This is a genomic window from Streptomyces rectiviolaceus (assembly GCF_039533825.1).
Classification (GTDB): Bacteria; Actinomycetota; Actinomycetes; order Streptomycetales; family Streptomycetaceae; genus Streptomyces; species Streptomyces rectiviolaceus.
On the sequence record NZ_BAAAUG010000016.1, the window covers coordinates 19,447 to 44,419 of the forward strand.

At 69.1% G+C, this 24,973-nt stretch carries 21 protein-coding genes; 12 read left to right on the forward strand and 9 right to left on the reverse strand.

The window, feature by feature from the left end:
- The first annotated feature begins 64 nt into the window (after nucleotides 1-64).
- The 5 genes from ABD378_RS03555 to ABD378_RS03575 all read left to right on the forward strand — a co-directional run bounded on the left by ABD378_RS03555 (nucleotide 65) and on the right by ABD378_RS03575 (nucleotide 5,893).
- Nucleotides 65-1,753 (forward strand): sensor histidine kinase, encoded by a 1,689-nt coding sequence (locus ABD378_RS03555; RefSeq protein ID WP_344518840.1) that lies wholly within the window; start codon nucleotides 65-67, stop codon nucleotides 1,751-1,753.
- Nucleotides 1,750-2,436, forward strand: coding sequence for a response regulator (locus ABD378_RS03560; protein WP_344518842.1), 687 nt, complete (start codon nucleotides 1,750-1,752; stop codon nucleotides 2,434-2,436). Before ABD378_RS03555 ends, ABD378_RS03560 begins: the two co-directional genes overlap by 4 nt.
- Nucleotides 2,437-2,658: 222 nt before the next feature.
- Complete coding sequence (locus ABD378_RS03565) at nucleotides 2,659-4,020, forward strand: extracellular solute-binding protein (RefSeq protein ID WP_386543845.1); 1,362 nt, start codon at nucleotides 2,659-2,661, stop codon at nucleotides 4,018-4,020.
- Between the two features lie 52 nt (nucleotides 4,021-4,072).
- The gene (locus ABD378_RS03570; protein ID WP_344518844.1) at nucleotides 4,073-5,020 is read left to right on the forward strand and encodes a carbohydrate ABC transporter permease; all 948 of its coding nucleotides are present in this window, start codon (nucleotides 4,073-4,075) and stop codon (nucleotides 5,018-5,020) included.
- Entirely contained in the window at nucleotides 5,021-5,893 is an 873-nt protein-coding gene (locus ABD378_RS03575) for a carbohydrate ABC transporter permease (RefSeq protein WP_344518845.1), read from the forward strand.
- Here the strand turns inward: ABD378_RS03575 and aac(3) are convergent.
- A complete protein-coding gene (aac(3), locus tag ABD378_RS03580) occupies nucleotides 5,883-6,740 on the reverse strand; it encodes an aminoglycoside 3-N-acetyltransferase (RefSeq protein WP_344518846.1) in 858 nt (285 codons plus the stop codon). The two genes, ABD378_RS03575 and aac(3), sit on opposite strands and share 11 nt — an antisense overlap.
- 123 nt (nucleotides 6,741-6,863) lie before the next feature.
- On the opposite strand from aac(3), the gene ABD378_RS03585 reads away from it, so the two are divergent.
- Nucleotides 6,864-9,113 carry a protein kinase domain-containing protein gene (locus tag ABD378_RS03585; protein ID WP_344518847.1) on the forward strand — a complete coding sequence of 750 codons (2,250 nt, stop codon included), beginning with the start codon at nucleotides 6,864-6,866 and terminating at the stop codon, nucleotides 9,111-9,113.
- 21 nt (nucleotides 9,114-9,134) lie between these two features.
- On the opposite strand, the gene ABD378_RS03590 is transcribed toward ABD378_RS03585, so the two are convergent.
- Nucleotides 9,135-9,611, reverse strand: a complete 477-nt coding sequence (locus tag ABD378_RS03590) for an HIT family protein (RefSeq protein WP_344518848.1) — start codon at nucleotides 9,609-9,611, stop codon at nucleotides 9,135-9,137.
- A gap of 295 nt (nucleotides 9,612-9,906) precedes the next feature.
- Here ABD378_RS03590 and ABD378_RS03595 point away from each other — a divergent pair, with 295 nt between their 5' ends.
- Together ABD378_RS03595 and ABD378_RS03600 are read left to right on the forward strand one after the other, a co-directional pair.
- Nucleotides 9,907-10,563 carry a hypothetical protein gene (locus tag ABD378_RS03595; RefSeq protein WP_344518849.1) on the forward strand — a complete coding sequence of 219 codons (657 nt, stop codon included), beginning with the start codon at nucleotides 9,907-9,909 and terminating at the stop codon, nucleotides 10,561-10,563.
- Between the two features lie 721 nt (nucleotides 10,564-11,284).
- Nucleotides 11,285-12,016 carry a helix-turn-helix domain-containing protein gene (locus ABD378_RS03600; RefSeq protein WP_344518850.1) on the forward strand — a complete coding sequence of 244 codons (732 nt, stop codon included), beginning with the start codon at nucleotides 11,285-11,287 and terminating at the stop codon, nucleotides 12,014-12,016.
- 67 nt (nucleotides 12,017-12,083) lie between these two features.
- On the opposite strand, the gene ABD378_RS03605 is transcribed toward ABD378_RS03600, so the two are convergent.
- Nucleotides 12,084-13,109 (reverse strand): 6-phosphofructokinase, encoded by a 1,026-nt coding sequence (locus tag ABD378_RS03605; protein ID WP_344518851.1) that lies wholly within the window; start codon nucleotides 13,107-13,109, stop codon nucleotides 12,084-12,086.
- Nucleotides 13,110-13,400: 291 nt separating this feature from the next.
- On the opposite strand from ABD378_RS03605, the gene pta reads away from it, so the two are divergent.
- The 3 genes from pta to pyk all read left to right on the forward strand — a co-directional run bounded on the left by pta (nucleotide 13,401) and on the right by pyk (nucleotide 18,277).
- Nucleotides 13,401-15,485: a phosphate acetyltransferase gene (gene pta / locus ABD378_RS03610; RefSeq protein ID WP_344518852.1), complete on the forward strand. Its 2,085-nt coding sequence runs from the start codon at nucleotides 13,401-13,403 to the stop codon at nucleotides 15,483-15,485.
- Complete coding sequence (locus ABD378_RS03615) at nucleotides 15,482-16,726, forward strand: acetate kinase (RefSeq protein ID WP_425583810.1); 1,245 nt, start codon at nucleotides 15,482-15,484, stop codon at nucleotides 16,724-16,726. The genes pta and ABD378_RS03615 overlap by 4 nt, the downstream gene beginning before the upstream one ends.
- 120 nt (nucleotides 16,727-16,846) lie before the next feature.
- A complete protein-coding gene (pyk, locus tag ABD378_RS03620) occupies nucleotides 16,847-18,277 on the forward strand; it encodes a pyruvate kinase (RefSeq protein WP_344518853.1) in 1,431 nt (476 codons plus the stop codon).
- A gap of 107 nt (nucleotides 18,278-18,384) precedes the next feature.
- On the opposite strand, the gene ABD378_RS03625 is transcribed toward pyk, so the two are convergent.
- The 4 genes from ABD378_RS03625 to ABD378_RS03640 all read right to left on the reverse strand — a co-directional run bounded on the left by ABD378_RS03625 (nucleotide 18,385) and on the right by ABD378_RS03640 (nucleotide 22,621).
- Nucleotides 18,385-19,704 (reverse strand): hypothetical protein, encoded by a 1,320-nt coding sequence (locus ABD378_RS03625; protein WP_344518854.1) that lies wholly within the window; start codon nucleotides 19,702-19,704, stop codon nucleotides 18,385-18,387.
- Nucleotides 19,694-20,248 (reverse strand): DUF6114 domain-containing protein, encoded by a 555-nt coding sequence (locus ABD378_RS03630; protein ID WP_344518855.1) that lies wholly within the window; start codon nucleotides 20,246-20,248, stop codon nucleotides 19,694-19,696. The genes ABD378_RS03625 and ABD378_RS03630 overlap by 11 nt, the downstream gene beginning before the upstream one ends.
- 140 nt (nucleotides 20,249-20,388) lie before the next feature.
- Nucleotides 20,389-21,006, reverse strand: a complete 618-nt coding sequence (locus ABD378_RS03635; RefSeq protein ID WP_344518856.1) for a DUF6230 family protein — start codon at nucleotides 21,004-21,006, stop codon at nucleotides 20,389-20,391.
- Between the two features lie 625 nt (nucleotides 21,007-21,631).
- Complete coding sequence (locus ABD378_RS03640; RefSeq protein WP_344518857.1) at nucleotides 21,632-22,621, reverse strand: tetratricopeptide repeat protein; 990 nt, start codon at nucleotides 22,619-22,621, stop codon at nucleotides 21,632-21,634.
- A 365-nt stretch (nucleotides 22,622-22,986) separates the two neighbouring features.
- Between ABD378_RS03640 and ABD378_RS03645 the strand changes: the two genes are divergently transcribed.
- The gene (locus tag ABD378_RS03645; RefSeq protein ID WP_344518858.1) at nucleotides 22,987-23,622 is read left to right on the forward strand and encodes a TetR/AcrR family transcriptional regulator; all 636 of its coding nucleotides are present in this window, start codon (nucleotides 22,987-22,989) and stop codon (nucleotides 23,620-23,622) included.
- Here ABD378_RS03645 and ABD378_RS03650 read toward each other — a convergent pair.
- Nucleotides 23,610-24,626 carry a GDP-mannose 4,6-dehydratase gene (locus tag ABD378_RS03650; protein WP_344518859.1) on the reverse strand — a complete coding sequence of 339 codons (1,017 nt, stop codon included), beginning with the start codon at nucleotides 24,624-24,626 and terminating at the stop codon, nucleotides 23,610-23,612. The genes ABD378_RS03645 and ABD378_RS03650 overlap by 13 nt on opposite strands.
- A partial coding sequence (locus tag ABD378_RS03655) for a UDP-N-acetylglucosamine--N-acetylmuramyl-(pentapeptide) pyrophosphoryl-undecaprenol N-acetylglucosamine transferase (protein WP_344518860.1) occupies nucleotides 24,623-24,973 on the reverse strand: 351 nt, incomplete at its 5' end. The genes ABD378_RS03655 and ABD378_RS03650, both read right to left, overlap by 4 nt.

Consider the following 24,973-nt stretch of genomic DNA (forward strand, 5'->3'; position numbering starts at 1 on the left):
CTGTGAGGGCGGTCACCCTTACGTTCATTTAGTTCGCACTTATGCGGCGAGGCAGACTTGCACCATGTCCCTCGCCCGTCCGCCCCGGCCGCGCAGCCTCGCCGGGCAGCTCTTCGCGATGCAGATCGTGCTGGTCACCGTCGTGGTGGCCGGATGTGCGCTCTTCACGTTCCTGAGCGACCGGCAGCAGGCCGAGGAGGGCGCGCGCCGCCAGGCGACGGCCGCGGCGCGGGCGGTCGCGGACTCTCCCTCGGTACGTGAGGCCGTGCTCGGCAAGGATCCGACGAAGACCCTCCAGCCGTACGCGACGGATGTGCACCGCCACACCGGGGTCGACTTCGTCACGATCATGGACCCGGACGGCATCCGCTGGACGCACCCCGACAAGGAGCAGATCGGCGAGCGCTTCCTCGGCCACCGGGCGGAGGCCCTGCGCGGCAGGACCTTCACCGAGACGTACACGGGGACGCTCGGCCCCTCCGTGCGCGTGGTCACCCCGATCCTGGCCGACGACGGTTCCGGCAGCATCACCGGTCTGGTCAGCGCGGGCATCACCATCGAGGAGATCAGCCAGAAGGCGCGCGGCCAGCTGCTCGCCCTGCTCGGCGTCGCGGCGGGCGCGCTCGCGCTCGGCGGACTCGGTACCTACGTCATCAACGCCCGCCTGCGCCGCCACACCCACGGCATGAACGCCGCCGAGCTGAGCCGCATGCACGACTACCACGAGGCGGCGCTGCACGCGGTGCGTGAGGGGCTGCTGATGCTGGACGGGCAGCGGCGCATCGCCCTCATCAACGACGGAGGGCGCGAGCTGCTCGGCGTCTCGGGCGACCTGGTCGGCCACAACGTCGCCGAGCTCGGCCTGCCCGCGCCGCTGACGGGCGCGCTGCTCGCGGCCGAGCCGCGGGTGGACGAGCTGCACCTGACGGCGGACCGGGTGGTCGTGGTGAACACCTCGCCCGTGTCGAGCGGCGAGCGTCGTGGCACGGTGGTGACGTTGCGCGATCACACCGAACTCCAGGCCCTGACCGGCGAGTTGGACTCGGAGCGCGGCTTCACGCGGGCCCTTCGCTCGCAGGCCCACGAGGCGGCGAACCGTCTGCACACGGTGGTCTCCCTCATCGAGCTCGGCCGGGCCGACGAGGCGGTCGACTTCGCCACGGCCGAGCTCGAGCTGGCGCAGACCCTGACGGACCAGGTGGTCGCCGCGGTGAGCGAGCCGGTCCTCGCGGCCCTGCTCCTGGGCAAGGCGGCCCAGGCGAACGAGCACGGCGTGGAGCTCGTCGTCTCCCCCGACAGCAGCATCGACGACGGCATGCTGCCCGCGGACCTGCCCGCGCGCGACCTCGTGACGGTCCTTGGCAACTTGATCGACAATGCGGTGGACGCGGCCCAGGGCTCACCATCGGCCCGCGTGACGGTGACGGCGCGCGCGGACGAGGCGGGCCTGACGCTGCGGGTGTCGGACACGGGCCCCGGGGTGGACCCGGCCCACACGGAGGCGGTCTTCCAACGCGGCTGGTCGACCAAGGCCACGGCGGGGCGCGGCCTTGGCCTTGCCCTGGTCCACCAGACGGTGACGAAGCACGAGGGGACACTTGATGTGCGGGAGGCGGCCGGGGGCGGCGCGGAGTTCGAGGTCCACCTGCGGACGGCTGCCGCCGCTCCCGGCCGCCGGGAACGACCCCCGATGCCGGGTGCCGATGACGAGGCGTCCAGTACACAGGACGCAGCAGACGGAGGCACCAAGTGACTGAAACGATCCGCGTCCTGGTCGTCGAGGACGACCCCGTGGCGGCCGACGCCCACGTCCTCTACGTGAACCGCATCCCCGGCTTCCACGCCGTGGGCAAGGCGCACAGCGCCGCCGAGGCGCGACGCGCCCTGGACCGTACGGAAGTGGATCTCCTCCTCCTTGACCTCCACCTCCCGGACGGCCACGGCCTCCAGCTCGCCCGCACCCTGCGCGCCGCGGGCCACCGCACGGACGTCATCGCCGTCACCTCGGCCCGCGATCTCGCGGTCGTACGCGAGGGCGTCTCCCTCGGCGTGGTCCAGTACGTACTGAAGCCCTTCACCTTCGCCACCCTCCGCGACCGCCTCACCCGCTACGCCGAGTTCCGCACCGCCGCGGGCGAGGCCACCGGCCAGGACGAGGTGGACCGTGCCCTGGCCACCCTGCGCGCGCCCAGCCCCGCCGCCCTCCCGAAAGGGCTCAGCGGCCCCACCCTGGAGAGGGTGACCCGCACCCTGCGCGACGCGCCCCCCGAGGGGGTCACCGCCGCGGTCGCCGCCGAGACCGTGGGCATCTCCCGCATCACCGCGCGCCGCTACCTGGAGCACCTGGTCACCACGGGCCGCGCCGCCCGCACCCCGCAGTACGGCCACGTCGGCCGCCCCGAGTACGCGTACCGCTGGCTGACGTCGACCACCTGACGCCCCAAGTCACCACCCGCGTACGCCTGTTACCAGCCTTCGGACACCCCGGTAAGGCCCTGGTATCGCCCTGGCACCGCATCCCAATAACAACGTTGTCACGTTGATGACAAGGGGCGACGCACGGGCATTGACCTTGCTCCGAGCCCGCCCTTACGTTCACCGGGCAACCCCGCGTTGCGCCCTGCGTGGTAACCCGGCCGCGTCGGCCAGTAGGAGGTCGTGCCCGTGCGCCCCACCACCCCTCTGCTCCTCGCCACCGCCCTGGTCGCCGCCGGCACCCTCACCGCGTGCGGCGGGGACTCCGGCGACGATCCGGACACCGTGAGGGTCTCCTTCAAGCAGTCCACGGACAACCAGATCAAGGTCATGGACACCTATCTGGCGGACATCAAGAAGCAGTTCGAGGAGGAGAACCCCGGCAAGAAGGTGAAGCTGGTGCCGATCAAGGCGCCGGACTCCGAGTACTACACCAAGCTGCAGCAGATGATGCGCTCCCCGAAGACCGCGCCCGACCTGGTCTACGAGGACACCTTCCTCATCAACTCGGACATCGCCAGCGGGTACTTGAAGCCGCTCGATCCCTACCTGGACAAGTGGAAGGACTGGGACCAGTTCATCAGTACGTCCAAGTCGGCGGCGAAGGCGGCGGACGGCAAGACGTACGGCGTCCCGGACGGCACCGACACCCGGGGGCTCTGGTTCAGCAAGGGCATCTTCAAGAAGGCCGGGCTTCCCGCGAACTGGCAGCCGAAGTCGTGGGACGACATCCTGGAGACGGCGCGGACCATCAAGAAGAAGGTCCCGGGTGTCACGCCCCTGAACGTCTACACCGGCAAGCCCGCGGGCGAGACGGCCACCATGCAGGGCATGGAGATGCTCCTGTACGGCACGGGCCAGGACCCCATGTACGACCCGAAGTCGAAGAAGTGGGTCACGGGAAGCCAGGGCTTCAAGGACTCCCTGGAGTTCGTCGAGACGGTCTACAAGGAGAAGCTCGGCCCTGACGTCACCGACGCCCTCGACCCGAACTTCGCCACCCGGGTCCGCGGCGAACTACTCCCCGAGGACAAGCTCGGCATCAACCTCGACGGCTCCTGGCTGCCGCAGGACTGGGGCAAGGGCGCCGGTCACGAGTGGCCCGAGTGGTCGAAGAAGCTGGGCCTTGCCCACATGCCGACCCAGAACGGCGAGGCTCCCGGCAAGGTGAGCATGTCCGGCGGCTGGACCTGGGCGATCCCGTCCAAGGCGTCCAACCCGGATCTGGCCTTCAAGTTCATCGAGCAGATGCAGACCAAGGCCAACGCCCAGAAGTGGTACGTGGCGAACTCGGGCATCGCGGTCCGCAAGGACGTCGCCGCCGACCCCGCGTACCTCAAGGCGCAGCCCGGCCTGAAGTTCTTCACCGACCTGGTGCCCTCGACGCACTACCGACCCGCTTACCCGGCATACCCGAAGGTCTCCACCGCGGTGCAGGAGGCCATGGAGAAGGTCACGACGGGCGACGGTTCCGTGGCCGACGCGGCGAAGGGCTACGACGAAGAGGTCGACGCGGCGACGGAAGGCAAGGTCATCAAGAAGTGACCGCCGGCGCACGGTAGTTGTCGTCCGTACGCAAGGGAAGTGAGTGCCCGAGGTGACCACCGCACCCCCCGCCGGGCCCGGCGACATCATCAAGACGGCGCCGGGCCCGTCCTCCTCTCGTCCACCGTCCCGCCGCAAGCTGACGGGCCGGGCGCTGACCCGCGCGCTGCCCGTCTCCCCCGCGGTGATCCTGCTGCTCCTCTTCCTGGCAGGACCGATCGGCTACTGCGCGTACATCGCCTTCACCGACCTCCAGCTCACCGGCCAGGCGGAGTCGAGCTTCGTCGGGTTCGACAACTTCCGTAAGGCATTCGGCGACGAGGCGTTCCTCAACGCGGTCTGGCTGACCCTGGTCTTCACGGTCGTGTCGTCGCTCATCGGGCAGAACACCATCGGTCTGGCGCTCGCGTCCCTGATGCAGCGCGCCTCCAAGCCGGTCCGCACGGTCACAGGGGCGATCGTGATCACGGCGTGGGTGCTTCCGGAGGTGGTGGCGGCCTTCCTCCTGTACGCGTTCTTCCGCCGCGAGGGCACGTTGAACGCGGTGCTCGACTTCCTCCATCTCCCGGCCCAGAACTGGATGTACACGCTGCCGATCCTGGCGGTGTCGTTCGCCAACGTATGGCGGGGGACGGCGTTCTCGATGCTGGTCTACTCGGCGGCCCTGAACGAGATCCCCAAGGAGATCACCGAGGCGGCCGAGGTGGACGGCGCGGGCGGCTGGCGCCGCATGTGGCACATCACGCTCCCGATGATCCGCCGCTCCATCGGCACGAACCTCATGCTGAACACCCTCCAGACCCTCTCCGTCTTCGGCCTGATCTGGGTGATGACGCGAGGCGGCCCGGGAAACCGCAGCCAGACCCTCCCCCTGTTCATGTACGAACAGGCCTTCCAGAAGAGCATGATCGGCTACGGCACGGCGGTGGCGCTTCTGCTCCTGGTCGTCGGCTCACTCTTCTCCCTCGTCTACATGCGCCTGCTCCGCACGGAGGTCTGAGTGTCCGCGAACACCGTCCGCACGGCCAAGTCACCTGCCCGGAGCCTGAGTTCACGCCGCACCGGCCGCCGTCTCGCGGCGGACGCGGGGCTGCTCGTGGTCGCCGCCGCGTTCGTCCTGCCACTGGTCTGGGTGATCCTGTCGTCACTCGACACCGAGGCCGACCTCAAGGTGAAGATGCCCGACGGCATCACCCTGGACAACTACGACGCGGTCCTGACCCCCGAGATCACCTTCACGCCCCTCCTCAACAGCCTGCTGCTGTGCGGCGGCGGCACCATCCTGACGGTGGTCTGCGCGGCGCTCGCCGCGTACCCGCTCTCGCGCTTCAAGTCCCGTCTGAACCGCCCGTTCATGCTGACGATCCTCTTCGCTACGAGCCTGCCGATCACGGCGATCATGGTCCCGGTGTACGCGCTGTTCGTCCAGGTCGACCTGATCGACACGATGCAGGGCACGATCTTCTTCTTCGCGGCCTCCCAACTCCCGTTCGCCATCTGGCTGATGAAGAACTTCATGGACGGGGTCCCGAAGGAGCTGGAGGAGGCGGCGTGGACGGACGGCGCGTCGCCGTTCCAGTCCCTGCTGAGGATCGTGCTCCCCCTGATGGGCCCGGGGGTGGCGGTGGTGACGGTCTTCTCCTTCGTGATGATGTGGGGCAACTTCTTCGTCCCGTTCATGCTCCTGCTCACGCCGGAGCAGATGCCCGCGTCGGTGAGCATCAATGACTTCTTCGGCAACAAGGGGACGGTGATCTATGGCCAGTTGGCGGCGTTCTCGATCATCTACTCGACGCCGGTGATTCTGCTGTACGTACTGATCTCGCGCCGCCTGGGCGGGGGCTTCGCGCTGGGGGGTGCGGTCAAGGGCTGACCCCGGCGAGCTTCTCCTCGATCCAGGCGACGCCGAAGCTCGCCACCTCCCGGGCCTCGAAGAGATGGCTCCTGGCGGCCCCGACCGTCCCTTCGTCGCCGAACCCGGCCGCGAGCATGTCCCGGGCGATGACCTCGAACGGCCACCGCCCTTCCGGCACCACGGAGGAGTAGTCGAAGGCACCGTCCGACGAGTCGATGTCGCGGAAGCGCCGCCAGACCCGCTCCCCCTCCACGGTGATCGGCTGCTCGTACTCCACGAACCGCTTGCCGGGCGCGTCGGCGAGCGCCTCCGCGTGGTGCAGCAGCGTGAGGGAGTCCAGCGGGGCACCCAGCAGGAGGACCCGCCCACCCATGGCGACCAGGTGCGCCAGCGGACTGTCGGGCCCGTGCGGGTCGTCCCAGGGATGGTCGGCCATCAGCGCGGCGGCGGCGGGGCCGAGCGCCGCGAACCCGGCGTCGGGATGACGGCTGCGAACGGCCCCCGGCCAGCGGCGAAGAGCCTCGGGGAGTCGCCCGTAGGCGTGGTCCGCCTCGCTGAGAACGGGGTCGTACGCGGGGTGCTGCGCACGCACGGCGTCCTGCCAGGCCTGCGGCCAGTCGGTGAGGTCGTAGGGCGGGGCGTCGTTCCAACCGCAGGTGACCATGAGGGTGCCGCGCTCCCCGACGACATCGCGCAGGGCACCGATGACGGTCGGCGGACCGCCCGCCACATACCCGATCGCCGACATCTCGGTATGGAACATCACGATGTCACCGGCGCGGAGCCCGAGGTCCCGGAGCTCACGCGCGAGCCGACCACGGGTGACAGGGCCGCCGGAACGCTTGAGCAGGGCCATTTCGTCCATGAGGGGAATCTACCCAGGGGGCCGGGAGGCCCAGGGCCCGGAGGCCTAGGGGCCCAGGGGCGGACGGGCGAACGGGCGCCGGACGGCCATGGTTAGGATCATCGGCGTCGAAGGGGGAACGCCGTGCGCGGGCGGTTGCTGAACGGTCGGTACGAGTTGCTGGCGCCGATCGGTTCCGGTGGCATGGGGCAGGTCTGGCGGGCCCGAGACCGGAGCCTGGACCGCGAGGTGGCGGTGAAGCTGCTGGTGCCGGGCCCTGCGGGTGCGGGTGCGGCGGGTGCTGTGGACGACCAGGATGAGCTCCTGGCCAGGTTCCGGCAGGAGGCGCGCGCGGCGGCCTCGCTGGACAGCCCGCACATCGTCGCCGTCCACGACCACGGCACGGACGACAGCACCCCGTACCTGGTGATGGCCCTCGTGCAAGGGCGCTCGCTCGACCAAGTGCTGCGCGAAAGCGTCCGGGTCCCGGTGGCGGACGCGCTGCGCTGGGCGGCGGACATCTGCCGCGCCCTGGACACGGCACACTCGGCGGGCATCGTGCACCGCGACATCAAGCCCGGCAACGTCATGATCGCGCAGGACGGCGCCGCCAAGGTCGTCGACTTCGGCATCGCGACGTTCATGGAGCGCGCCGCGGGCGACTCCCGCCTCACCCGGACCGGGCAGCTGCCGTTCGGCAGCGTGCCGTACCTGGCACCGGAGCGGTTCCGCCAGGAGCCGGGCGACGGGCGCACCGACCTGTACGCGCTCGGCTGCGTCCTCTACGAACTCCTCGTCGGCAGACCGCCGTTCACCGGCACGGCGGCCGGCGTGATGTACAACCACGTCAACGACGCACCGCTGCGGCCTTCGCGGGCACGGGCGGAGGTGACGGCCCCGGTGGAGCGCCTCGTGCTGGACCTCCTGGCCAAGGACCCCGCCGACCGGCCGACGGACGCCGCGACGACGCTGGAGCGGATCCTGGCGGCGGGAGCGCAGGAGACGAAGGCTGAGACAAGGGCTGAGGCAAAGGCTGACGCATCCGCGTACGACAGCGGCGCGGCGCCGGACGTACAGGACTCCGTCCCCGCCCCGGACTCCCCTGCCGAGGACGCCCGACCCCAGTCACCCCACTCGCCGACCATCCGCAAAGAGCCCACACCCCCGGACGCGCGCGGCCCCCAACGCCGCCCACGCAAGCGCCTGTTGATATCCGCGGCCCTCGTCCTGGCGGTCGGCATCCCGACGGGCCTCGGCGTACGTTCCCTCGCCGCACCCGACACCGAGTCCGCGTCCGCGTCCGACGCCAAGGACGCGCCGACCGTCTACACGATCGGCGTCGCGCACAGCTACACCCACGTCGGCGCCGAGCGCTCGGACGGAGCCGGAGACACGTACGAGAAGTCGGAGTACAAACAGTTCACGACGCAGCAGAAGCGCACCGTAGAGTCGGCCTTCTCCGAGACGCTCGGCGCCAAGAGCAGCAGCCGCTTCCGGATCGTCCCCGTGTCCGCCGACCCGGACACGACCTCCCGAAAGCTCCTTGCCGAGCACCCGGACATGCTCGCCGTCATCGGTGACACCGTCGACTTCGCCTGGGTGCACGACACGGACGAGGCGTTCCTGCCGGAGATCAGCACATGCTCCGAAGTAGCCCACGCCGAGGGGGCGTTCGCGATCCCGGCCGACGAGGCGCGGCAGGGCGAGGCGATGGCCGAGTACCTACTGACGCGGACCAAGGCGCGCAGGGTGTTCGTGGCGGAGGACAAGATCTGGACGGACCGCGAGGACGGCATCGGCACCGCGCTGCGCAGGGCCGGCGTGCCCGCCGAGGCGCTGGACGTCCGGCCCGACGAGGTGAAGACGTCACAGATCCCGGCACTGGTCGAGAAGGCGGGGGCGGACGCGGTGGTCGTACCCAGCGGCTCGAGCGCGGGCGTGTGGGCCAAGAAGCTGAGGGCCGACGGCTTCAAGGGGCCCCTGCTGACCCAGAGCGGTCCCGAGGGCGTCTGCGAGGACTCGAAGGAGCGAGCGACGACAGAGAAGACGGACAAGGCCGTCCCCGACGGCGTGGTGCGAACCCGCAACTACTCCGGCGAACCCGACGAGAACCTCCCCGCACGCGGCAACCAGGAGCTGTACGACGGCGCCCTGGCCCTGGCCACCGCACTCAAGAAACTCCCCGCCGAAGGCTCGGCCACCTCGGCCACCTCACTGCGCCACACCCTGGACCGCGAGATCCAGGGTGTCTCCGTCAACGGGGTCCTCGACGAGGTCTCCTTCGAGAAGCGCCGTTCCGCTCGCGGGCGCCCCGTGTGGTTCGACAGCCGCGGGGACGGCCGCTGGACCGAAATCGGCAAGGTGGACAAGAAGTTCGAGCCCACCCGGCAGTAGCGGCGCTCTACCGCACACGCTCTACCGCCCGATGGCGGCGCGGAGCCGCGCGGCGATGTCGGCCATGTCATCCGGCTCCACGTCCAGTACACCGTTCTCGGTCATCAGGACATGGAACTGCTGCTCCTCGTACGGGACTCCGGGCGGCAGGGCGGCGATGTGCCAGTGGAGGTGACTGTTCCCTTCCTGGCTCCCGAGGGAGTACAGATAGGTCCGCTCGGAGTCTTCAAAGACGTGCTCGACGGCGAGGGCGACCTCCCGCACAAAGAGCATGAGCCGCGCGTACGCCGCCGCGTCCAGATCACGGACGACGTGCTCGACATGGGCTTTCGGCACGACGAGAACCTTGCCGGGAAGGGTGGGCCACCGATCGAGAAACGCGACGTGATCGTCGTCCTCGTGGATGGTGTGATGCGCATAGCCGGGGTCCCCGGCAAGGAACGCACAGATAAAACAGGGCCCGTTCCGCGCCCGCTCCATATAGCCCTCAAGGTCCATGTCTTTCCGCTCCATCCCCATGAGCACTCCACTCCCTACGTCCGACTGGCTTCCAGAAAGGGTGAAAGGGCGACGTGACCCTTGCACTCCATGCTGCGCCTGGCCGCCAGCCACGAGCCAGCACGTGGCGCAAGCACAAACCGGCACACGAGCCGTGGAATTGAAGCGTTGCCCGGATTCACCGGGATAGGCCCCACACGCCCCATTACTCAGCAGATATCTCTCTGGTGCCACGGATCAGCTCCCACTAGCGTGCTTAACTCGCGCCAACTCTCACCCTCACCAGGAGCCGTCAGTGAACCGCCCTCTCCGTCTCGCGACGGTCGCCCTCACCGCGTCCGCGGCTCTGCTGCTGACTTCCTGCGGGAGCGGCGACGACGAGTCCAAGGACAACGACAAGATCGCTGGAGCGGAGCAGGAGGGCGGCGAGAAGTCGACATCGCCGAGCGCGAGCCCGTCAGGGGACTCCAACCGCCCTGAGATCAAGCTCCCGGCGGACCTGACCATGACGTTCGAGTCGCCCCGCACCGGGGACGCCGTGAAGAAGGCGGTACTCGCCGACAACGCGGAGCGCATGCGTGCCGTGAATGCCGCCATCACGGGAACCGACCCACAGAGCAAGGCCGTCGGCTACTACAACACCGGCAAGGCTCTTGAGGCCGCGGCGACTTGGATCGAGGAGTTCAAGGACGCCGGTCTCACCCTCACGGGGACAGTGCGCTACTACGACCGTCAGGTAACGCTCAAGGACAAGAACACCGCCACGCTCTCCTTCTGCGCGGACGAAGGAAAGGGCTTCAGCAAGAAGAAGAAGACCAACAAGATCAACAAAACGCCGGTGACCAAGAAAAGCTACGTCGGCTACAACACGCAGTTGGTCAAGAACGGGGACGGCGCATGGCAGACATCCCAGATCATTTCCACACGAGGGGCGGCGCAATGCCAACCGTAGGGCGGGCCACGGCCCTCACGGCCATCATCGCGGGCACAGCGATCGCCTTGAGCAGTCCACCGGCTTGTACAGGCAGGTCACGTGACGATCAGAGAAGTCCGTGAAGGCGTTCCGAGCGAGATAATCTTTCACCCGGACGCCTTTGAAACAATCAATAGAAACACCCAATGGTTGGGACCAATTACGCCATGATTTCAGACGGTCAGGACAGAAACCCTGAGTCATACTCCGCGTCCGACTTGCGTAAGACGGAGTGGGGCACTTTCGAAAGACAGGACAGCGGGTCCTGGAAGACAGTATGGCGACTCACTCTGCGTAACAGTAGGAGTGAGGGGCAGGTGGACGTATTTCGTGACGACGCCATCGGGTTCGTCTCGACCATCCACTTCACAGGCTCACCCAGTGCGCAGTTGTTGGTAATCACTCGTGAGCATGCAATGTCTCCGGAATATTACCCGGCCACATACACATCCTTCAGGATCATCAATGATGAACTATCAGAGATCGACAAGATCCAGGACCTGCCCAGGGATTGGTACGCCCCTTTTCGTGGGCGCTAGTAGTCACCGACAAGCTGGCGGCCCGACGCGCGGGCGCTCTTCCGGGAGTACGGGCACGCGCTGGACGCAACTCTGGGCGCCCCCAGCCCCCCGTAGCTTCGCACCAATCCGCAACCTCGTATGAACACACCGTAGTCGCCAGCGCCTCACCCCCATACCGTGTGCCCGTGCAACCGAGCCAACCGCCGCATCAGCCGACGCCCCCGTTCAACTTCCCCGCCGCCCGGCGTCTTCGGGAGGCGCTCGGGATGGCGCACGGGCATGTCGCCTACGGGATGCGGGCGAGCTATGGGCTCACCTACATCACCCCCGAGACCATCGCCGCCTGGGAGCGGGGGCTCGCCGCGCCGACCTCCGGGGAACTCACCGCCCTGGCGGGCACCTTGTGGTGCTCGCCGGGGGAGCTCATGGGCGCCGCGACCACCTTGCGCGAGCACCGGCTCACCCAGGGGCTCGCGCCCGAGGACGTGGCTCGGGGCTCCGGAGTGGAGATTCAGGCCTATCTGCACATGGAGGAGACCAATACCTGGCGCGGCAACGACCGGCAGTCCGCCGCCCTCGCCGAGGTGCTTCAGCTGCCTCTTCCCGATTTCATCACCGTCACCGGGCGCGCCGACGACCTCGCCGAGCTGCTGCGCAGCGCCGTGACCACCCGCTGGCAGGGGTATGTCCGGCCCGTCAGCAAGGTGCTGCCCGTGCGGAAGCGGCATCTTGAGGATGTGCTTCAGCAGTTGCACGCCGACTACCAGTCGCGCATGGTGCGGACGCTGAGCTGGGGCGGCGGTGCCGGAGCCGATGCCTCGGGGAGTGCCGGGCAGGACTTCCTGGACAAGATCCTTGAGCACTTCTGGACTCAGGTCCGGGGGACGGGGGCGGGGGGCGTCGGGGGATGACGGCCCCCGCCGGGGGATGACAGCCCCCGCAGCCCCCGGCCCGCCGAAAGCCGCTAGAAGCTAGAAGCTAGAAGACCGACTCCGCCTCGTCCATCCGGTCCTTCGGCACCGTCTTCAGCTCGGTGACCGCCTCCGCGAGCGGCACCATCGTGATGTCCGTGCCCCGCAGCGCCGTCATGCGGCCGAAGTCCTCGCGGTGCGCCGCCTCCACCGCGTGCCAGCCGAAGCGGGTGGCGAGGACGCGGTCGTACGCCGTCGGGGTGCCGCCGCGCTGGACGTGGCCCAGGATGACCGGCTTGGCCTCCTTGCCGAGGCGGGTCTCCAGTTCGTACGCGAGTGCCGTGCCGATGCCCTGGAAACGCTCGTGGCCGAACCGGTCGATCGCGCCCACGTTGTAATCCATGGTGCCGTCCTGCGGGTGTGCGCCCTCGGCCACGCAGATCACCGCGAACTTCTTGCCGCGCGAGAATCGCTCCTCGACCAGTTTGACCAGGTCAGCGGGGTCGAAGGGGCGCTCGGGGAGGCAGATGCCGTGGGCGCCGCCCGCCATGCCGGACTCCAGGGCGATCCAGCCCGCGTGCCGGCCCATGACCTCGACCACCATCACGCGCTGGTGGGACTCGGCCGTCGTCTTGAGGCGGTCCATCGCCTCCGTGGCCACGCCCACCGCCGTGTCGAAGCCGAAGGTGCGGTCGGTCGACGAGATGTCGTTGTCGATCGTCTTGGGGACCCCTACCACCGACAGGCCCGCGTCCGACAGCATCTTGGCGGCCGTGAGCGTGCCTTCGCCGCCGATCGGGATCAGGACGTCGAAGCCGATCTCCTTGGCGAGCGCGGGCGCGTCCTCGCAGGCCGCCCGGAAGCGGTCGCGCTCCAGGCGCGATGAGCCGAGAATCGTTCCGCCACGGGCCAGGATGCCGCTGACCTCGTTGAGGCCGAGGGAGCGGTAGCGGCCGTCGAGCAGGCCCGCGTAGCCGTCCTCGAAGCCGATGACCTCGTCGCCGTAGTGCGTGACGGCTCGGTGCACGACCGACCGGATCACTGCGTTGAGGCCGGGGCAGTCGCCGCCTGCGGTGAGAATTCCGATGCGCATCGTGCTGTGTCTCCTGCTCGCTGTTGATGCGTGTGAGCCGGTCTGATTGTTCCATGGCCGCGAACCCGTCGCCGCTCACACATCAAGCGTCGCACCAAGCGCCCCCGCTCACGGCTGCTCGGCCCATTCCTGGGGAGAAGGCCCTTGGGCCCCCGGTACGAGGCCTTTCGTCCGGCGGGCGACTTAGCCAGCCGCAGAGGTATTGTCAAGAGGGCACGGCAACCATATCGGGTCATTTGTCCGGCCCTGAGCTACGCAACGGACACCGCAGCGAAGAAGGGGAGAGCACGCGTGACGCGCAGCGTGTACGTGACCGGGATCGACCGGGGCGACGGCCGCCAGGTCATCGAGCTGGGAGTCATGGAACTCCTGACCCGTCAGGTCGACCGGGTGGGGGTCTTCAGGCCGCTCGTCCATGACGGGCCGGATCGCCTCTTCGATCTTCTCCGCGCCCGCTACCGGCTCGCGCAGGACGCCGCATCCGGGTACGGGATGGACTACCACGAGGCCTCCGCGATCCAGGCCGAGCAGGGCACCGACGAGCTGGTCTCCCAGCTCGTCGACCGTTTTCACCGGGTGGCCAGGGACTACGAGGTCGTCCTCGTGCTCGGCACCGACTTCGCCGCCACCCAGCTGCCGGACGAGCTCGCCCTCAACGCCCGCCTCGCCAATGAGTTCGGCGCCTCGGTGATAGCCGTCGTCGGCGGCCAGAACCAGACCGCCGAGTCCGTCAGCGCCGAGACGCGCAACGCCTACCGCGCCTACGAGAGCCTGGGCTGCGACGTCCTCGCGATGGTCACCAACCGGGTGGCGCCCGCCGACCGCGCCGAGATCCACGACGGCCTCGCGGCCGGCCTCCCCGTGCCCAGCTACGTGCTGCCGGACGAGCCCGCCCTCGCCGCCCCCACGGTCGCCCAGATCACCCACGCGCTCGGCGGCCGCGTCGTGCTCGGCGACGACGCGGGCCTGGCCCGTGACGCGCTCGACTTCGTCTTCGGCGGCGCGATGCTCCCGAACTTCCTGAACGCCCTGACCCCTGGCTGCCTCGTGGTCACCCCCGGCGACCGCGCCGACCTGGTCGTGGGCTCGCTCGCCGCGCACAGCGCCGGTACGCCGCCCATCGCGGGCGTCCTGCTCACCCTCAACGAGCAGCCCGGCGAGGCGATCCTGAAGCTCGCCGACCGCCTCGCGCCTGGCACCCCGGTCATCGCCGTCTCCGGCGGCTCCTTCCCCACCGCGGGCGAACTCTTCGCCCTGGAGGGGAAGTTGAACGCCGCCACGCCCCGCAAGGCGGAGACCGCCCTCGGGCTCTTCGAGCGCTACGTCGACACCGCCGGGCTGCTCAGCCGCGTACAGGCCCCCAGCAGCGACCGCGTCACGCCGATGATGTTCGAGCACAAGCTCCTGGAGCAGGCCCGCTCCGACAAGCGCCGCGTCGTCCTGCCCGAAGGCACCGAGGAGCGCGTCCTGCGCGCCGCCGATGTGCTTCTGCGGCGGAGTGTCTGTGATCTGACGCTGCTCGGGCCCGTCGAGCAGATCCGCAAGAAGGCCGCGGACCTCGGCATCGACCTCGCCGACTCGCAGGTCATCGACCCGCAGACCTCCGAGCTGCGGGACGCCTTCGCCGCCAAGTACGCGGAGCTGCGCGCCCACAAGGGCGTCACCGTCGAGCTCGCGTACGACGTCGTCGCGGACGTGAACTACTTCGGCACCCTGATGGTGCAGGAAGGGTTCGCCGACGGGATGGTCTCGGGTTCTGTTCATTCCACGGCCGCCACCATCCGGCCCGCCTTCGAGATCATCAAGACCAAGCCCGACGCCTCGATCGTCAGCTCCGTCTTCTTCATGTGCCTCGCCGACAAGGTTCTTGTCTACGGGGACTGCGCCGTGAACCCGGACCCGAACGCCGAGCAGCTCGCCGACATCGCGGTCCAGGCGGCGGCCACCGCCGAGCAGTTCGGCGTGGAGCCGCGGATCGCGATGCTGTCGTACTCGACGGGCACGTCGGGTTCGGGCGCCGACGTCGACAAGGTGCGCGAGGCCACCGAGCTGGTGCGCGCGAGCCGGAGCGACCTGAAGGTCGAGGGGCCGATCCAGTACGACGCCGCCGTGGAGCCCTCGGTCGCGGCGACGAAGCTGCCGGAATCGGAGGTCGCAGGCCAGGCGAGCGTGCTGATCTTCCCGGACCTGAACACCGGCAACAACACGTACAAGGCCGTCCAGCGCTCGGCCGGCGCCATCGCCGTCGGCCCGGTCCTGCAGGGCCTGCGCAAGCCGGTGAACGACCTGTCCCGCGGCGCCCTGGTCCAGGACATCGTCAACACCGTCGTCATCACCGCGATCCAGGCCCAGGGCCGCCCCGCTACCTCCGCATGACATCTACAGAAAGCGCCGCACCCGTGACCGCCACCCGCGTCCTCGTCCTCAACTCCGGCTCCTCGTCGGTGAAGTACCAACTGCTCGACATGCGCGACAGCTCGCGTCTCGCGGTCGGCCTGGTCGAGCGCATCGGCGAGGAGACCTCGCGGCTCAAGCACACCCCGCTGACGGGCGGCGACGAGCGTGAGCGCGAGGAGCCGATCGCCGACCACGAGGCCGCCCTGAAGGCGGTCTCCGCCGAGCTGACCGCCGACGGGCTCGGCCTCGACTCCCCCGAGCTGGCCGCGATCGGCCACCGCGTGGTGCACGGCGGCCTGAAGTTCACCGCGCCGACGGTGATCACGGACGAGGTGCTCGCGGAGATCCAGCGGCTCGTCCCGGTGGCGCCGCTGCACAACCCGGCCAACATCACCGGCATCCGCACCGCCCAGGCGCTGCGCCCCGACCTCCCCCAGGTCGCCGTCTTCGACACGGCGTTCCACACGACGATGCCGGAGTCGGCGGCGCGCTACGCGATCGACGTGGCCACCGCCGACCAGCACCGCGTGCGGCGCTACGGCTTCCACGGGACGTCGCACGCGTACGTGTCGAGGGAGACCGCCAAGCTGCTCGGCAAGGAGCCGCAGGACGTGAACGTCATCGTGCTGCACCTGGGCAACGGCGCCTCCGCGAGCGCCGTGCGGGGCGGCAGGTGCGTGGAGACTTCGATGGGGCTCACGCCGCTTGAGGGGCTCGTGATGGGTACCCGTTCCGGTGACGTGGACCCGGCGGTCGTCTTCCACCTGGCCCGCGTCGGCGGGATGTCGATCGACGAGGTCGACACCCTGCTCAACAAGAAGAGCGGTCTGGTCGGTCTCTGCGGCGACAACGACATGCGGGAGATCCGGCGCCGCATCGACGGGGGCGACGAGGCCGCCGCGCTCGCCTTCGACATCTACATCCACCGTCTGAAGAAATACATCGGCGCCTATTACGCGGTGCTCGGCCGGGTGGACGCCATCGCGTTCACGGCGGGGGTCGGTGAGAACGCGGCGCCGGTGCGGGAGGCTGCCGTCGCGGGTCTCGAGGAGCTGGGGCTCGCGGTCGACGGAGAGCTCAACGCTGTACGTTCCGACGAGGCTCGGCTCATCTCGCCGGAGTACGCGCGGGTCGCGGTCGCCGTCGTCCCCACCGACGAGGAGCTGGAGATCGCGCGGCAGACCTACGCACTGGTAGCACCGGTCGGGACCCCGTCATAACCCAATTCATCGGCAATTCATCAGAATTCATCACCGCAACGCCTGAGCGCACTTCCGCCCATTTGTAGATTCCACCAGACGGAATATTCCGAAGCGAAACAAACCGATAGGATCGCCCCCATGCGCCGTTCCAAAATCGTCTGCACGCTGGGCCCCGCCGTCGACTCCGAAGAGCAGCTCGTCTCGCTGATCGAGGCCGGCATGAATGTGGCCCGCTTCAACTTCAGCCACGGCACGCACGCCGAGCACCAGGGGCGGTACGACCGCGTCCGTGCCGCTGCCGACAAGACCGGTCGTGCCGTCGGCGTCCTCGCCGACCTGCAGGGCCCGAAGATCCGTCTGGAGACCTTCGCCGAGGGACCCGTCGAGCTGGTGCGCGGTGACGAGTTCACCATCACCACCGAGGATGTCCCGGGCGACAAGTCCATCTGCGGCACCACCTACAAGGGCCTGCCGGGTGACGTCTCCAAGGGCGACCAGGTCCTGATCAACGACGGCAACGTCGAGCTGCGTGTCGTCGAGGTGAGCGGCCCGCAGGTGAAGACGATCGTCGTCGAGGGTGGTGTCATCTCCGACCACAAGGGCATCAACCTGCCCGGTGCGGCCGTGAACGTGCCCGCGCTCTCCGAGAAGGACATCGAGGACCTGCGCTTCGCCCTGAAGATGGGCTGCGACATGGTCGCCCTGTCCTTCGTGCGCGACGCCGGCGACGTCAAGGACGTCCACAAGGTGATGGACGAGGAGGGCCGCCGGGTCCCCGTCATCGCCAAGGTGGAGAAGCCGCAGGCCGTCGCCAACATGGAGGGCGTCGTCGCGGCCTTCGACGCCGTCATGGTCGCCCGTGGCGACCTGGCCGTCGAGTACCCGCTCGAGAAGGTCCCGATGGTGCAGAAGCGCCTCGTGGAGATGTGCCGCCGCAACGCCAAGCCGGTGATCGTCGCGACCCAGATGATGGAGTCGATGATCACCAACTCGCGCCCCACGCGCGCCGAGGCGTCCGACGTCGCCAACGCGATCCTGGACGGCGCGGACGCGGTCATGCTGTCCGCCGAGTCGTCCGTGGGCGCGTACCCGATCGAGACCGTCAAGACGATGTCGAAGATCGTCATGGCGGCCGAGGAGGAGCTGCTCGCCAAGGGCCTGCAGCCGCTCGTGCCCGGCAAGAAGCCGCGTACGCAGGGTGGTTCGGTGGCCCGAGCCGCGTGCGAGATCGCGGACTTCCTGGGCGGCGAGGCGCTGATCGCCTTCACGCAGTCCGGTGACACGGCCCGCCGTCTGTCCCGCTACCGCGCGGCCCAGCCGATCCTGGCCTTCACCACCGACCAGGCCACCCGCAACCAGCTCACCCTGAGCTGGGGCGTGGACTCCTACGTCGTGCCGCACGTCGACAACACCGACGCGATGGTCGACCTCGTCGACGCCGAGCTGGTCAAGCTGAACCGCTTCAACGACGGCGACACCGTGATCATCACGGCCGGTTCGCCCCCCGGCGTCCCCGGCACCACCAACATGGTCCGGGTGCACCACCTCGGCGGCGTCGGCCGCGACTGAGGTTCCTCCGTACGACACTGAGGGCGCCCCCTGCATTCAGGGGGCGCCCTCAGCGCTTTTGCGGCTCCCGGTGGGGACTTGGGGACCGGCCGGTGATCGTACGAGGATCAATCGGTGATCGTCTGGCTCAGACCGGGGACGTGCAGGTTGCCGCCGAACTGCCCTGCCTGCTTCACCTTCACGTCCGTGAAGTAGATCAGCGGGATGTTCAGGGGCGGGGGGTGCTCCGGGTCGAACGTGATCGGGATCAGGCCGAAGAGCTTGCCGGAGATCGACTCGGTGTACATCGTCGTCTCCCCGCCACGGATCGTGGAGGTGGAGCCCTTCTCGGCCTGCACGTGGTACTTCTTGCCGGCCGGGCCGTCGACGATCTGGTGCAGGTCGCCGATGTCCGTGTTCTGGACGACGTACTTCAAGGCCTGCTTGCTCTTGCCGTTGGGCATCGTCAGGTTCACGACGCCCTGGTAGTCCGCGCCCTTGAGCGTCAAGGAGCTGGCTTCCAGGTTCCACGGCTGGTTTGGGATCGGCGCGGGCGTCTGCTCGGCCTTTCCGTCGACCTTCTTCTCGACGACGCACGGGAACGGCTTCTTGCCGTTCTCGTCCGGCGCCAGCGGGTCCTCGGCCTCTTCCTTGGCCTTGGCCTTGTCGGCAGCCTCGTCAGCGGCCTTCTCGGCCTCTTCCTTGGCCTTGTCGACCGTGTCCTCGGCCTTGTCGGCACCGTCCTTGACGCCGTCCTTGACCCCGTCGACGGTGTCCTCGACGGGCTTGGTGACGTCGTCGACCGTGTCCTTCGCCGCGTCCTTTGCCGTGTCCTCGGAGGCCGAGGGCGTCGGCGTCGGGCTCGCGGACTCCTTCTCGTCGGGCGTGAAGAGGTCCTCGAGCGCGGGACCGACACCCAGCGGGTCCAGCGGGTTCTTGGTCTCGGAGGGCTCCGGAGCGGGCTCCTCGGCCTTGTCGTCCTTGTCATCGGAGGCAGAAGGCGACGGAGTCGGCTCGTCCTTGTCGGAGCTGTCGGAGCTCTCGGAGTCCGAGCCCGCCTTGTCACCAGCGGAGGGCGAAGGCGTCGGCTCGGCGGCCTCGTCCTTCTTAGCGGCGTCCTTGGCGGCCTCCTCGGCCTTCTCCTTGGCCGCCTTCTCCTCGGCAGCCTTGTCGGCTTCCTTCTCGGTGGCCTCGGACGCATCGTCCGGCGCCGTGACACACGGGCCGTCCTGGAAGGGGTTCTTCGGCAGCGGCTTCGCCTGCGCGAGCTGGGGGGTCAGTCCCATGCCCATGAGGACGGCGGTCGGCATGGCCGCGATGGCTATCGCCTTGCCCGCCGGCACATGCAGGCGGGTGAGGAGCGGCTTTCTGGGTGCCGCGTGGCGCGGCCCGGATCTCGCGCGGGGCTCCCCCGCGGAGTCCGCATGGTGCACCTCGTCAGCCGGCACGGTGCCTCCCGTTCGTCCCGTTGTCCGGGCTCGTTCCTGACAGATCGTCCGTAGTGCCGCTCACCCCGTTCGCGGCCCCCGCGGCCGCGGGCTCCGGCGCCCCGTCGTCGGACCTTTCGGCCCGTCCCTTCGCGGATTCCTTCACGGGCTTGGCCGCCGCCCAGGAGATGCCGAGGGCACCGCCGAGCAGAGCGAGCAGGAAGCCGATGACGAAGCCACCGAAGTTGGAGACCACCAGAGAGACCAGAGCGAGCAGAATCGCCGCGACACCCGCGAAGATCCGGGAATGCGGCTGGAACCACATGGTCAGGCCGAGCACCACAAGCAGGACGCCGATGATCAGCGAACCGGCACCGGCGGTCGTCGCCATCCGGATCGTCATCGTGCCGATCGTGAGGTTCGCGTACGGGAAGTACATGATCGGGATGCCGCCGAGCAGCGTCAGCAGTCCACCCCAGAACGGGCGCTGACCGCGCCACCCTCGGAACGATTGGCGCATCCGACCGAGCTTGTCGCCCAGTCCCACTTGCGCTTCGGCGCTCATGTCGTACAGCTCCTCGGGGAATGGCGTTGGTTCTGTGTCCTGCGGATTCGGGCACGGGGACGGTTTGAGGTCAAGATCCGTCGCGCCCCCGCGCCCTGCCGTTTTATGCAACAAGTACCGCTGTCAAGGCATCAATTGCCTCAGTAGCACTCGTGCTTGCCCTTCTTGACCGACATGGCCAGACCAGAGAGCTTGAAGGTGCCGGCGGTGGTCGCCCACGCGCGCTGCTTGACGTCGGTGAACCGCACCTTGTCAGCCTGCTGCGCGAACGAGTCCGGGGCGTACTTGTCGCCCTTCGCCGGGCCGGGGCCCTTGGTGGTCTGGTCGACCGAGACGCCGATGTCGACGTTGGTGAACGTCGCGTCGGCCTTCAGGTCATCGGCGTCGATGTAGAGCTTCTTCGCCTCGACCCTGGGGCCGCCCTTGCCGCCGGCCTTGAGGGTCATCGACACATCGCCGAAGACGGGGACCGGAACGACGACGGACTGACACAGGTTGGTGATCTTGGCCGAGTTGAGGCCGACGACGGCGACCGGGTGGTTACCCGACTTGCCGCTGTCAAGCGCCCCGTACTGGACGAAACCCGTACCGTCGAGCTGGTCGGCAGTCACCTTGAACTGCTGACCGGACACACTGAACGATGCCGCGAGTGCACCCTGCGAAAGGGCCACGCCTATCGCGGCAGTCGCCGCGACGCTCGGCACCATGACTACGGCGAACCGCTTCCATCTGGTTCCGCCACGAGCCACGGACTCCATGACTTTCCTCCTTCTCGGACGTACATCTCCGGCCCTGACTGGTCCCGTTCGGGCGGCTCAGTCGGGCAGGGATGGGAGAAGCGCTACGTCCTCGGGAGATCACCCCCGAGCGACAACCACTGGTCGCACGCGACACGCACAACCTGCCGGACAGGCCCTGCCGGATGGCAGAGACCCCCCTGTCCAAGGCCGGCGACGGGGTGCCTCCGGCCTGCTCGGTGGGGACCCAGAAAGCCCGCTCCCGACTGGCTTTCGGGCTGCGGGTTATTGGACCGAGCGTCGCCGATCGTGGTGCATTCTCGCCCCCCGCACAAGGGGGTTCGTTACTGGCTAGTAACGGCGCGATAACCGAACCACGACCGCGCGGTATCGGTCGGCCACAGACGGTGTGCCCATGGCCAGGAACAGACCGGGATGTTGAAGGGCACAACAGGACAGAAGACTGGCCTGGGCTTACTCCAAGTAACAGTGGCCGCGTTTACCAAGATTTGGTAAAGCGCGGCCACCGTGACGCCTTGGAAGCGATTTTTTCACTCGGGCATCACAAGCCCCAGCGTTTAGCGACTGGTCAGCGAACGGCTCGCGAAGGGTCGAACAGCCCGGCGCGAAGGTCCGAACGGCTGTGTCAGAAAAGTACCCGCGCGAGCTGCGTGCGCGCCGCGGTCACCCGCGGGTCGTCCGAGCCCACCACCTCGAGGAGTTCGAGCAGCCGCACCCGCGCGGCGTCCCGGTCCTCGCCCGCCGTGCGCCGGACCGCCTCGATGAGCCGGCCGAAGGCGTCCTCGACATGACCGCCCACCAGATCCAGGTCGGCGGCGGCGATCTGCGCGGGCACGTCCGCGGGACGCTCGGCGGCGTCCTTGCGGACCTGCTGCGGGTCCAGATCCTGGACGCGCTGCAGCAGTTCGGCCTGCGCGAGGCCGAGCTTGGCCTCCGTGTTGCCCGGGTCGTCGCTCAGTACGTTGCGGTACGCCTGGACGGCGCCGCCCAAGTCGCCCGCGTCCAGCGCCTGGACGGCGGCTTCGAGCAGGGCGTCGTAGGGACCGGCGGGCACCTCGGCGACGGGGGCCTCCTGCTGCTGCTCCCCGCCCTCGGCGTCCGGGTCGACGGTGATGCCGGTCAGGCCGAAGCGCTCCTCGCCGACCTGGATCAGCTGATCCAGGGTCTGGCGGATCTGCTCCACCGGGGCCGCGCCCTGGAAGAGCGGCAGGGCCTGCCCGGCCACCACCGCGAAGACAGCCGGGATCCCCTGGACCCCGAACTGCTGCATCAGCATCTGATTGGCGTCTACGTCGATCTTGGCGAGGACGAAGCGGCCGTTGTACTCCCGCGCGAGGCCTTCGAGCAGCGGGCTCAGCTGCTTGCAGGGCTCGCACCACTCGGCCCAGAAGTCGATGACGACGGGCACTTCGGTGGAGCGCTGCAGGACCTCGCGCTCGAAACCGGCCTCGTCGACGTCGATGACGAGACTCGACGGGGAGACGCCGGGGGCAGTGCCCCCGCCCTGCCTGGCCGCTTCGGCGCGCGCCTGCTCCGCCTTCGCCTTGGCCTCCTGGGCCGCCTTCACGGCGGCGAGGTCGACGACTCCGCTCATGGACATGTTCCGTGGCTGCATGAGTACATCCTCCCCCAAGCCGTGCGGGAACCGCGCCCGTCCGTAGCCCCCCGCCGGATTGCGGGGCCGTGGACGGCCGTGGCTCCAAGGTCCCGAGGAGGACCGATGGTTGTCGGCGCGGGGTCCCCACCCCGTGCCAGTGCTTGCCGCTGTGGTGTCGCTCTGGTGTCACTGTGGTTGTCGCCGAGCGATCGAGCGTGGGCGCCGAGGAGTTGCCGTTCGTCCCGCCCACGTCTCTTTCGCTACGAGTCGTAGCGTAACTGCCGATCACTGTCGTGTGGGCGGCGGGCCTGCGCGAACTTCGGTGATCTGCCTCACTCGGCCGCCGCTCCGACCTGTTCCGTACTGGCCGGTATGGTCACGGGATGCAGAGCCGCATCCCCCCTCCCGCCCGCACCGGCGGCCGCCCCCGCAACGCCGCGGCGGACGCCGCGATCCTGGAGTCGACCCGCCAGGCCCTGGTCGAACTGGGCTGGTCCAAGCTGACCCTCGGCGACGTGGCCACACGCGCGGGCGTCGCCAAGACGACCCTGTACCGGCGCTGGGCGGGCAAGAGCGAGCTGGTCGTGGACGCGGTGGCGGAGCTGTTCGACGAGCTGGAGCTGCCGGACCGCGGCAGCCTGGCGGCGGACATCGAGGGTGTGGTGCTCCAGTTCGCCGCGCTGCTCGGCCGCCCCGAGACGAAGACCGCGCTGATGGCGGTGGTGGCCGAGTCCACGTCGGACGAGCCGCTGCGGGAGCGGATCCGTACGTCGATCGTGGACCGCCAGAAGCGTCTTGTCCTCGCGGGGCGCAAGCGGGCGCAGGAGCGGGGTGAACTCCCCCCGGAGCCCGACCCCACCGCCGCCGGACTGACCGCCGACCTCATCTTCGACGTGATCGCCGGCGCGGTGGTCCACCGCGCCCTGGTCTCGGCGGAACCGGTCGACGAGGACTGGGCCCGCCGCTTTACGTTGCTCCTCCTTGGCGGTCTTGCGGCAGCCGCGGCTCAGACCTGGTAGCGCTCGGGCGCGAACAGGCGGAGGTTCTCCGCGACCCACGCCGACGTCCGCTTCAAACCCTCCGGCAAAGAGACTTCCGGAGTCCAGCCCGCCCACTCCCTGGCCCGGGAGTTGTCCGAGAGCAGCCGCTGGACCTCGCTGCCGGAGGGACGGAGACGGGACGGGTCGACGACCACCTCCGCCTCGCGGCCGGACGCCACGATCAGCGCCTCCGCCAGGTCACCGATCGAAATCTCCTGGCCCACCCCGAGGTTCACCGCATGCCCGATGGCCGCCTCGCACTCCGCGAGCGCCATGAAGCCGCGCGCGGTGTCCGTCACGTACGTGAAGTCCCGCGTGGGCGTGAGCGAGCCCAGCTTGATCTCCCGTGCGCCGGAGTGCAGTTGGGCCAGGATCGTGGGGATCACCGCGCGGGCCGACTGCCGCGGACCGTAGGTGTTGAACGGGCGCACCACCGTCACCGGCAGCTCGAAGGCGTGCCAGTGCGACAGCGCCATCATGTCGGCGCCGATCTTCGAGGCGGAGTACGGGGACTGGGGCTGGAGCGGGTGCTCCTCCGAGATGGGGGCGGTCAGCGCCGTCCCGTACACCTCGCTCGTGGACGTGTGGACGAGCCGCCGCACGGAATGCCGCCGGCACGCCTCCGCCACGTTCTCCGTGCCGACGACGTTCGTCTGGACGTACGCCCCCGGGGAGTCGTACGAGTACGGGATCCCGATCAGCGCGGCCAGGTGGAAGACCGTGTCGCAGCCCGCGACCGCGTCCATCACGCGCCCCGCGTCGCGGACGTCGCCCGCGAGCATCTCGACCCGCGGGTCCCCGATCAGATGCGCGAGGTGCCCCTTGTCCGCGTACGGCTTGTAGTGCACGAAGGCGCGGACCTTCGCGCCCTGTTCCAGGAGCAGGTCGACGAGCGTCGAGCCGATGAAGCCCTCGGCCCCGGTGACGAGGACGGTGCGCCCCGCCCAGCCGAAGGGGGCGTCGAGGGTGCCGTTGCTGCTCATGCGTACTCCAAGTGCGTGGTGTGGGAGGTGAGTTGGATGACCCGCTCGGCGAGCAGGTCGGCGGCCCGCGCATGCGGGCCCGGATCGGCCGCCCCGCTCATCGCGGCGAGCCGCGCAGGATCGGCCAGCAGCGGACCGACGAGCTCCGCGAGCCGGGCCGCCGTCGTCTCGCCGTCGGGCAGCAATAGGCCCGCGCCCGCGTCGGAGAGGACTCGCGCGTTGTGGGTCTGGTGGTCGCCGGGCGCGTGCGGGTAGGGGACGAGGACGGCGGGGACCCCGGTGGCGGCGAGTTCGGCGACGGTCGCCGAACCGGCGCGGCAGACGACCAGGTCGGCGGCGGCGTACGC